A 9,961-nucleotide genomic window follows, 5' to 3' on the forward strand; every position below is an offset into this window, starting at 1 on the left:
TCTGGTCCCCCAGAATTGGGGCGGAGGGGCCTCTTCTCTGAGTCCCATAGGGAACCATCCTATTTTTAACCCTTTCCCCGCGAAGCGGCTTGCTGGGGAAGGGGCGGCCAAAGGCCGGGGATTAGGTCACTATATCGGATGTTCCGTCGCGGCGCCGCGCAGGACTTCCATGGCGTGCGGCAGGATCGGCGCGAGAATTGCCGCGCAGTCGCCGGCGCCGGTTGGGCTGCCGGGGAGGTTGACGATCAGCGCGCTGCGGCGTACGCCGGCGATCCCACGCGTGAGGGCGGCGAAGGGGCTTTTCTTGACGGACTTGATCAGCAGATACTGGCTGATGTTCGGCGCGTCGCGCTCGATCACTTTGCGTGTCGCTTCGGGGGTGACGTCGCGCTTGGCGAAACCGGTGCCACCGGTCGTGAGGATGACGTCGCAGTTGTGCTCGTCGCACCAGCGCTTGAGGGTCTCGGCGATCTGCTTACGATCATCGGGAACGACGGCGTAGAGCGCGATGACAAACGGATCGCCCGCCAGGGCGGTCTTGATGGCCGGGCCGGACAAATCTTCCTGCTCGCCCGCCGCGCACCGGTCACTGATCGTAAGGACGCCGACGCGTACTAGCTCTCCCATAAAAAATCTCCGCTCTTTCCGCCGGTCTTGGACAACAGATGGATCTCGCCGATCTCGATCCGTTTGTCCACCGCCTTCGCCATATCGTAAATCGTGAGCGCCGCCACGGTCGCCGCCGTGAGCGCTTCCATCTCAATCCCCGTCGGAGCAACCGTCACGGCGGTCGTGGTGATCGTCAGCTTGTCTTCGCTGAATGAAAACTCGACGTCAATGTCCCACAGCGCCAGAGTGTGGCAGAGGGGAATCAACTGGTCCACTTTCTTTGCCGCCATGATCCCGGCGACCCGGGCCACGGCCAGCGCATCGCCCTTGCCGAGCGCATTGTCGCGAATCAATTCCAGCGTTTGCGCCGCCATGCTCACCACAGCCTGGGCGCGGGCGACGCGGCGCGTGGCCGCCTTGCCGCTGACATCCACCATGCGCGCCTGTCCGTGCTCATCCAAATGCGTCAGCTGCGTCATCGTCTTCTTTCTTATTGCTTTGGGGGCTATCCGCCGATTTGCGCCATGATCCGGATGGAGCCGCCGCGCTCGACGCGGCCTTCGAAATCCGACTGCTCGGGCTTGTGCGCGAGCGCCGCCTTCACGTGTCCGATCAATTCGTCGTCGGATGCGCCCGCCCGCAGCGGCGTCTTGATATCGTATTCGTAATTGTCCGCGAGGCAGGGAACCAGCGCGCCGTTCGCCGTCAGGCGCAGTCTGTTGCAGTTCGCACAGAACTTATGCGAGATGGGGTTGATCACGCCGACCCGGCCCACGGCTCCGGGAATCTGAAACACTTGCGACGTGCTGGAAGACGCCGCCTCGATTGGCTGCAATTCAAAGCGCTCGCTCAGCCGCTGGATCACTTCTTCATTAGAGACGTAACTGGCTCGCCATTCCCACGGCGTCACCTGTCCGATCGGCATATACTCCAGGAAGCGAACGTCATAAGGATGATCGAGCGAAAGGGCCGCCATCTCCAAAATCTCATCGTCATTCACGCCGCGCATCACGACCATATTGAGCTTGATCGGCGAGAACCCGAGCGCCTCGGCCTTCGCCAGTCCCGCCAGGGCCTCTTCAAACTTCGCGAACCGCGCGATCTTCACAAACCGCTCCGGCTGAAGCGTGTCCAGAGAAATATTGAGGCGGCGCAGTCCGGCGTCCCAAAGCGCCTGGGCCTGGTTTTCCAAGAGAACGGCGTTGGTGGTCAAGCCAAGGTCCGTGATCTGGGGAACCGCCGCGATCCGCGCGACAAGTTCGGATACGTTCTTGCGGACAAGCGGCTCGCCGCCGGTCACCCGCACCTTGCGCAGGCCGTAGCCAGCCAGCAAATTGACCAAACGCATGATCTCATCGAACGACAGCACTTCTTCGGGTGCGTCATAAGGAACACCGTCCTCCGGCATGCAGTAAACGCAGCGCAGATTGCAGCGGTCCGTAACGGAGATACGCAGGTATTGGATCGCGCGCCCGAAGGGATCGATGAGTGAAATCATGATGACGCCATTATACCAGCAAGCCGCGAAAAATAAATCTTTGAGGCCACTTGACTTGATAGTAGACACATGCTACAATGCAACACTTGTGCAGTAGAATGGAGTCTACCAGTCGTGGCGCTCAAATGGCTTTTTCTGGATATGAACGCGTTTTTCGCCTCCGTGGAGCAGCAGGAAAACCCTCATTTACGCGGAAAACCCATCGCCGTCGTCCCCGTGATGTCCGATTCCACCTGCTGTATCGCCGCCTCATATCAAGCGAAACGCTTCGGAATCAAAACCGGGACAAACGTTGGGGAAGCTCGCCGCCTTTGTCCCAACTTGATCCTAGTAGAGACCACCAGTCACAGTCATTACCGAGAGTATCACAACGCCATCGTCAGCGTTGTGGAAAGCTGCATCCCCGTCACGCAGATCTGGTCCGTCGATGAGATGGTGTGCAAGCTCTGGGCGAATGAAAAGCGCACCGAGGATGCTGTGGCGCTTGCCCGAAAGATCAAAATCGAAATCTTCAAGAATGTAGGCGAACATATGTGCTGTTCCATTGGCTTGAGCTTGAACCCATTCCTCGCCAAAGTCGCCGGAGAACTGAAAAAGCCCAACGGTTTGATCGTATTAGATGAAGAGGATCTGCCGCATCGCCTCTATCCCATGAAGCTGACCGACTTTCCCGGCATTAGCCGTGGCATGGAGAGCCGATTTCACTCCGCCGGTGTGCGCACAACGGAACATATGTACGCTTTGTCGCAAGAACAGATGCGCAAGGTCTGGGGTGGGGTGATGGGCGAGCACTGGTACCGGCAGCTGCGCGGCGAGTACTATCCCCGCCCGATCACCGACCGCCGCACCATCAGCCACACGCACGTCATGCCGCCGGAGATGCGCACGCGCGCCGGCGCCGCCTCTGTCCAATGCCGCCTGCTCGAAAAAGCGGCCGAACGAATGCGCTCGCTCGGCTTCTACGCACGCGGCATGTCCGTCTTCGCCCGGGGCGCCCTGCACGACAAATGGGAGAATCACGTCACATTCGCCCCCTGCGCCGACACCTGGACGCTCATGGAGCGGATGCAGTCGATCTTCACGCACCCCTTCGATCAGCCCAAACAAGTCGGCGTCGTCCTCTGCGATCTTCTCCCCATCGCCAACGTCACCGGCTCCCTGTTCGACGACTACGAACGCCGCTGGCGCCTCTCCCTCGCCGTGGACGGCGTCAACAAACGCTTTGGCCGGCACACGGTCACGATGGCAAGCTCACGGCGCGCGGAGACGGCGAAGGAGGATAAGATTGCATTTGGGAAGATTTCGTGATGATTGTATGGCTTTTTTATTGCGAAACATTCGAGGTGGCGCCGTGTCAGTACAGAAATGCAAACGAATAAATGGATGACGGAGCGCCGTTGGCTTGCGGTTCTCACTTTGACCGGATGCGCTGTTTGCGCACCTGTACTTGCGGATGCTGAACAGTCTCCGGTCATTGTCACGGCTTCACTCGCCCCCGCCACGGCGCGGGCAGGAATCCCGATTGCCGTTCACTTCTGCATCAAAAACCAATTGGGTACAGATTTAGTCGTTGATTTGGACGATGGCGGCAATCCCTGGGAATTTGAGCCTGGGACTTGGTTTACGGTAGCAGTTGTCGATAGTCAGGGACATGCGCGTTCCATTGACTGTCCCATTTTGCGTACATATCAGGGCGCGTATTCCATGAGTAAGAGGCTGGTCAAAGGAGCCTCGCTTTCGAATTCTTTCGCGACGACGCGGCAATTTACCATCGACCAAGCAGGGCAATACGATGTGATCGTCCATGTTCGACTGCCGTATAGTCTGCGTGACGACAAATGGAGTGACTATCTGGCGGATTTCACATTTCCTGTTGTGGTGGCGGGGGTAAGCTCCAACGAGCCCGTAAAGACTGCGCAGATGCTCAGTCAGCGGTATTTCGTAGAAACAGACAGTGTAAAGCGCGAGTTGGTGCTGCAGTCGCTAATGGCGATGCCGCTTTCCTCCTCGGCGCCGGCATGGCGCAGCCTTGTCTCGAACTCGGAGTTCACCGATGTTAAACTCGTGGGGGACTATCTGGGAGCGCGCCCATCGGCTGCATCGGCAAATGTTTTGGCCAATCTTTGCATCGAACACCCGCGCGAACTTCCTTCGCTTCAGCATCTGTCGGCGATGTATCACAGGAAGGACAATCGCATTCGAGTTGAGATCGAAAGGGTTTACGAGGAGCATGGCCTGACTGTGCCGCCAGATCCTCCCATCAGGGTCGATTAACGCTTCCTAAAGGGCAATCTCATGAAATATCAATTATTCATCACGGCAGTGATCGCTGGATTTTCAATGGCGCACACCGTGATTGCAGCGGCAGCGATGGACCCTGTTCGCATTGAAGCGTCTCTCGTGTCGCCATCGCGCATTACATTGGGTGAACCGTTACTCATTCGGTACAAATTCGTAAGTGTGTCCAGCAAGAACGTGATCGTGGATGTCGATCCGTATGTCACGGACTGGTATACGTTCTCCATGAGCGATTCAATGGGCCATGTTGTCACGGAAATCCCTGGGAGCCGCCCAGTTCGCCCGGGTGGGGCGTATGGCGTGGATGCGGGCGCGCTGGACAAACGTGGCAAGGAAACATCGGGGTATATCGTCGCCACGAGATATCTGGCGATCAAGCATCCCGGGAAGTACACGCTTACCGTTCATGTGGGTATGCCATGCAGCTTGCCAGACGGCGCGCCGGACGACTTCCAGTTTCATGGCGTCATCGTAAAACAAGATTTTTCTTTCCCATTAGAGATAGAGCCAGTCGATCCAAAGCGGCTTCGCAACACTGCGGAAGCGCTTCGTCATGCAACAATTATGGAACACGATAAAGTTCTCGCGCAGGCGGAGCTGGGCGCATTGTTTTCCATGCCCGAGACGCAGGCGGCGTCATCGTGGCGCGATCTGGCGTTCCAGCCGGGGATCAATACGGGGCCAATAGAGGACGAATTGGTAAATCGTCGTTCCGCGACGGCAATCGACATTCTATTTGAAATGAGAGATATTTCCGGCTCAAATTGGATCTGTTCGCAGGCTAATTTGCACAAAATGTACTACGCTGTTACTCCCGAACTGCAAGCCCGGATGAAAACGCTTGCGGGTCTGCACAAAATTCCCGTCGTCGATTTGATCGGCGGCCCGATCCGTGTTGATTAGACGCTAAAATCGTGGATGCATTCCGGTGCAAAACTGAGCGCCAATGCCCGCTCTGTCGATGAGACGAGCGGGCTGTTTCGGTATTGAATGCATCAGACCGAGTAGGGCTTAAACGGCGATGCCGTTCAGTTCTTCAATCGCATCCTCCGGCAGTTGCAGGCCGGCGCCGGCGACGTTTTCTCGGAGGTGGTCGACCGAGGATGTTCCGGGGATGAGCAGGATGTTCGGGGATCGCTGCAGTAGCCACGCCAGGGCGACAGCCATCGGGGTGGCGTTTAAGCGGGTGGCGACGCCAGACAGCGCGTCGGATTGCAGCGGGGAGAAGCCGCCCAGCGGGAAGAACGGCGCGTAGGCGATTCCTTGTTTCGCCAGGGAATCAATGAGCGCGTCGTCCTGGCGATTTGCGATATTGTAGAAATTCTGCACGCAGACAACTGGCGCAATGGATTGCGCCTCGGCGATCTGTTCGGCGGCGACGTTGCTGACTCCTAAATGCTTGATCAGACCTTCCTGCTGTAACTGTGCAAGCACGCCAAACGGCTCCGCGAGCGAACCGGGCGTCGGTTCACTCAGTCCGCCGACACGCAGATTGACGACATCGAGCGCCTCGACGCCAAGGTTGGCGAGGTTGTCATGAATGGCTTGGCGGAGTTCGTGAGGCGCGAGCGCTTGGGGCCAATTTCCTTTTTCGTCTCGCGTCGCGCCGACCTTGGTGACGATCCGCAGCTGTTCCGGATAGGGATGCAGGGCTTCTTTGATCAGCTGATTGGTGATGTGCGGACCGTAGAAGTCGCTGGTGTCGATGTGGGTGATGCCGAGATTGATAACCTCACGCAGGACCGCGAGCGCGCCGTCGTGGTCTTTCGGCGGTCCGAAGACATGCGGGCCGGCCAGCTGCATGGCGCCGTACCCCATGCGAGTGACAGTAAGATCTTCGGCGAGCTTGTATTCGCCTCCCGGCAGTGTGGTGGACATCATATTCTTCCTCCTGGCGTCTGTGTGAGGTTATGATACCAGTGACGCTCAGAAGAGACCGTGCCAGAACTTTTCGATTTCTTGCCTATTCCTGCTAAACTAGAAATAGTGACGCCGCTAAGTAGCGGAAAGGGAGACGCATTATGCTGGAGCGTTTAGTGGATGCGGTGATGCGCCATACGGAAGGCCATTCTGGGCAAATCGTATTTCAAACGGCCGTCGAGGGGGTGTCTTTCCTGCGATCGCCCCAGCAGGATCGGCTCAGCCATTCGATCCTCAAGCCCACGCTATGCTTCGTCGTCCAAGGGGCGAAGCAGACGATCCTTGGAGACAAATGGATCAGCTACAGCGCGGGGCAGGCGCTGGTGGTCAGCATCGAAATGCCGGCGTTCGGTCGGATCGTGGAAGCCAGCCCAAACAAACCTTATCTCAGCATCGGCGTCGAACTCGAAATCGGAGCCCTGCGAGAAGTCATGGAATCGCTCAGTTCACCGCCTCAAACGAGTGGTAAGGTCAATCGCGGCGTGTTTGTGACTGATTTTCACGACCCATTGGCCGAGTGCCTGCTGCGGCTGACGCGCCTGCTCGACACACCCAGCGCTATCCCCGCGCTTTATCCGCTGATCATGAGGGAAATCTGTTACTGGCTCCTGACCAGTCCGTATGGGGGCGAAGTTGCGAACGTCGTTTTGGGCGGCAGCCACACAAAGGGCGTCATGCACGCGATCCACTCACTGCGCGAAAACTTTGCGCAGCCGATGCGGATTGAAGAGTTAGCCGCCAGGGCGCTCATGAGCGCGTCGGCGTTCCATCGGCAGTTCAAACTGACCACGTTGATGACGCCTCTCCAGTTCCAGAAGCAGCTTCGGCTTCTGGAGGCGCGAAGGCTGATGCTGACGGACTCCGTGAGCGCGGAGGCCGCCGCCTATCAGGTCGGATATGAAAGCGCCTCTCAGTTTAGCCGGGAGTACGCCCGCACGTTTGGCGCTCCCCCACGGCGCGACATCGTGCGGATAAAAACGCCTGAGACATTGCTGATGTAAAGCCCTATGCTTCACGGGCCTGTGCGGCTTGAGCAGCAGACTTCGGCAGTTTAAGGCGAAGCATGACGACTTTTTACGCCGACGCGGTCTTCGCCTGCCGTCGCAGGGCGCGGCGGGCGAGCAGGCCGGAGGCGATGATCAGCGCGGCGCCGAGCAGGAATGGGGAGCCGGGGAGGTTGATCGGGGCGGCGGGGGCAGTGAAGTAGCCGAAGATCCAGGTGGCGAGGATCGGGCCGATGACGCCCATCAGGCTTTGCAGGCTGGCGAGCGCGCCCTGGACGGCGCCTTGTTCGTTGGCTTCGTATTGTTTGGAGAGCAGACTTTGGATGGTGGGGCCGGCGATGCCGCTCAAACACCAGATGATCATCACGGGGTACATCATCCAGCCTTTGGTGGCGAGGGCGAATCCCAAATAGCCGACGACATTGAAGATGAGGCCGACGAGGATAGCGCGGCGGTCGCCGAGTTTGGGGACGAGCACGCGGATCAGGCCGACCTGAACGATGGCGGTCATCAGGCCGATGAGGGCGAGTGAGAGGCCGTTGTCGAGCGGCGTCCAGTGGTAACGATACTCTGTATACAGAACCCAGGTGCTTTGCAGGCATTGCTGCGCGAGGTTCAGCAGGCCGATGGACGCGGCCATCGCGAGCACCCAGGGGAAGCGGGCGAGGATGCCGAAACCGCGCAGGGGGTTCAGGGCGCCGATGGAGAGCGTCCGGCGGTGCTCCTTGTCCAGCGACTCGGGCAGCACAAACGCGCCATAGATGCAGTTCAGCAGGCTGAGGGCGGCGGCGGCCCAGAATGGGGCGCGGGCCGAGACGGCGCCGAGCAGGCCGCCAAGGGCGGGGCCGAGGATGAAGCCGATGCCGAACGCCGCGCCGATCATCCCGAAACTCTGCGCGCGTTTCTCCGGCGCCGTGATATCGGCGATGTAGGCGTTGGCGACGGTGAAGCTTGCGCCGGTAATGCCCGCCAGAATGCGTCCGACGAACAGCCACGCGATATTCGGAGCGAGCGCCTGGATCACATAGTCCACGACCGTGAAGAGCAGAGACAGCAAAAGGACCGGACGACGGCCAAATTGATCGCTGAGACTGCCGAGCAGCGGCGAGAACAGAAACTGCATCAGACCGAACGACGCCATCAGCAGCCCAAAGACGTGCGCGCCCGCGCTGGGGCCGCCGCCCGCCAGGGAAGACACCAGGCGGGGCAGCACGGGGATGATCACGCCAAAGCCGAGCACGTCAATCAGCAGTGTGATAAAGATGAAGATCAGGCCGGCAGGGCGTTTTTGCACGCGGAAGCTCTCCTTGGAGCGAAGGCGACGGACGGTGTCGCGGATGAGGATGGCGCCTGTACCCCAATTCTGAGGGACTAAGAGTTCGCCCCTCCGCCCCAATTCTGGGGGACTGGAAAATGCCAGTCTCCAAAATCAGGTCCCCCAGAATTGGGGCGGAGGGGCCATCCTAATGAGGGGCCGAAGCCGTAATACTTAAGACGCGATGGCGAAGCGGGCGCCGGTTTGCAGGCGCCACATGTCGGCGAATGTGCCGTTCCGATCGAGAAGGTCTGGGAGAGAACCCGCCTCGGTGATCTGGCCGTTTTCCAGCACGACGATCGTGTCGGCGTTGCGGATCGTCGAAAGGCGGTGCGCGACGATCAGTGTAGTGCGCCCTTTCATCAAACGGTCCAGCGCTTCCTGCACGACCCGCTCGCTCTCGCCGTCCAGCGCCGATGTCGCTTCGTCCAGGATTAAGACACGCGGTTCGCGGATAATGGCTCGCGCGATGGCGATTCTTTGTTTCTGACCGCCCGAAAGACGCGCGCCCTTTTCGCCAATCACCGTATCCAGGCCGTCGGGGAGACGCGAAACGAACTCGTGGGCGTTGGCGTCACAGATCGCCTGCCACAAGCGCTCGTCGCTGACATCGAGAGTGCCGTAGAGGATGTTCTCGCGCAGCGTCCCCTGGAACAGCAGGGTCTCCTGGGAGACGACGGCGACATATTCGCGGAAGTCGCGCAGATCCAGGGCTTCGATATCGCTGCCGTCCAAAAGAATCCGGCCGCCGGTCGGGCGCTGGAAGCCGAGGACCAGACCCATCATCGTGGACTTGCCGGAGCCCGAGGGGCCGACAAGCGCGACGGTCTTGCCTGCGGGGACATCCAGGCTGAAGTGCGAGATCGCATCGGTTTCGCCGCCGGGATACCGGTACGCCACCTCGTCGAAGCGAAGGCCGCCGCGGACATTGGCGATGGACTGCTTGCCGCGGTTACGCTCGATATCCGGCGACTCCAGAACGTCGCCGATGGAGCGGATCGCCTCGAAACCGCGCGCGACATTCGGGAAGATATTACAGATCGAAAGCACGGCGCCGGTGATGCTGCTGAAGTATCCGCCCAGAAGCACCACATCGCCCGCTGTCAAGGGCAGCATCTTCGTATAGCACATCCAGCCGGCCGCGACCATGCCGAGCAGGTTCAGCATCGTGAACATCGACCAGGCCGACGAAAGAAACATTGCGTTGATGTAGTCGACTTTGATCCCAGCCTGCTTGACCTGATCGAGCTGCCGGTCAATCTTCTCGATCTCCACATCCTCGACCGCGTGGGCGCGGGCGATCGGGATCATGTCGAT

10 protein-coding genes are annotated in these 9,961 nt (G+C 59.4%); 4 read left to right on the forward strand and 6 right to left on the reverse strand.

Translation table 11 applies throughout. The features are described 5' to 3' along the window. Window positions 1-129: 129 nt before the first annotated feature. Genes ABIZ35_RS16515 through moaA form a run of 3 tightly spaced genes read right to left on the reverse strand, consistent with a single transcriptional unit; the run spans window position 130 to window position 2,107 of the window. Window positions 130-627 (reverse strand): MogA/MoaB family molybdenum cofactor biosynthesis protein, encoded by a 498-nt coding sequence (locus ABIZ35_RS16515; protein ID WP_348221026.1) that lies wholly within the window; start codon window positions 625-627, stop codon window positions 130-132. Continuing rightward, window positions 615-1,088 carry a cyclic pyranopterin monophosphate synthase MoaC gene (moaC, locus tag ABIZ35_RS16520; RefSeq protein ID WP_348221027.1) on the reverse strand — a complete coding sequence of 158 codons (474 nt, stop codon included), beginning with the start codon at window positions 1,086-1,088 and terminating at the stop codon, window positions 615-617. Before moaC ends, ABIZ35_RS16515 begins: the two co-directional genes overlap by 13 nt. A 26-nt stretch (window positions 1,089-1,114) precedes the next feature. Beyond that, complete coding sequence (gene moaA / locus ABIZ35_RS16525; protein WP_348221028.1) at window positions 1,115-2,107, reverse strand: GTP 3',8-cyclase MoaA; 993 nt, start codon at window positions 2,105-2,107, stop codon at window positions 1,115-1,117. A 114-nt stretch (window positions 2,108-2,221) separates the two neighbouring features. Here moaA and ABIZ35_RS16530 point away from each other — a divergent pair, with 114 nt between their 5' ends. From ABIZ35_RS16530 to ABIZ35_RS16540, 3 genes are read left to right on the forward strand one after another with little or no spacing between them, the layout of a single operon-like run. Beyond that, window positions 2,222-3,415 carry a DNA polymerase gene (locus ABIZ35_RS16530; protein WP_348221029.1) on the forward strand — a complete coding sequence of 398 codons (1,194 nt, stop codon included), beginning with the start codon at window positions 2,222-2,224 and terminating at the stop codon, window positions 3,413-3,415. A gap of 57 nt (window positions 3,416-3,472) precedes the next feature. Beyond that, window positions 3,473-4,381: a hypothetical protein gene (locus ABIZ35_RS16535; protein WP_348221030.1), complete on the forward strand. Its 909-nt coding sequence runs from the start codon at window positions 3,473-3,475 to the stop codon at window positions 4,379-4,381. A 21-nt stretch (window positions 4,382-4,402) separates the two neighbouring features. Further along, entirely contained in the window at window positions 4,403-5,308 is a 906-nt protein-coding gene (locus ABIZ35_RS16540) for a hypothetical protein (protein WP_348221031.1), read from the forward strand. 108 nt (window positions 5,309-5,416) lie between these two features. Here ABIZ35_RS16540 and ABIZ35_RS16545 read toward each other — a convergent pair whose 3' ends face one another. Beyond that, window positions 5,417-6,283 carry an aldo/keto reductase family oxidoreductase gene (locus ABIZ35_RS16545; protein WP_348221035.1) on the reverse strand — a complete coding sequence of 289 codons (867 nt, stop codon included), beginning with the start codon at window positions 6,281-6,283 and terminating at the stop codon, window positions 5,417-5,419. Window positions 6,284-6,426: 143 nt separating this feature from the next. Here ABIZ35_RS16545 and ABIZ35_RS16550 point away from each other — a divergent pair, with 143 nt between their 5' ends. Beyond that, window positions 6,427-7,326 (forward strand): AraC family transcriptional regulator, encoded by a 900-nt coding sequence (locus tag ABIZ35_RS16550; protein ID WP_348221032.1) that lies wholly within the window; start codon window positions 6,427-6,429, stop codon window positions 7,324-7,326. 73 nt (window positions 7,327-7,399) lie between these two features. Here the strand turns inward: ABIZ35_RS16550 and ABIZ35_RS16555 are convergent, their stop codons facing one another. Together ABIZ35_RS16555 and ABIZ35_RS16560 are read right to left on the reverse strand one after the other, a co-directional pair. Further along, window positions 7,400-8,623: a TCR/Tet family MFS transporter gene (locus tag ABIZ35_RS16555; protein ID WP_348221033.1), complete on the reverse strand. Its 1,224-nt coding sequence runs from the start codon at window positions 8,621-8,623 to the stop codon at window positions 7,400-7,402. A 195-nt stretch (window positions 8,624-8,818) separates the two neighbouring features. Further along, a partial coding sequence (locus ABIZ35_RS16560; protein ID WP_348221034.1) for an ATP-binding cassette domain-containing protein occupies window positions 8,819-9,961 on the reverse strand: 1,143 nt, incomplete at its 5' end.

This window comes from Capsulimonas sp. (genome assembly GCF_039929585.1).
In the GTDB taxonomy this organism is placed as follows: domain Bacteria; phylum Armatimonadota; class Armatimonadia; order Armatimonadales; family Capsulimonadaceae; genus Capsulimonas.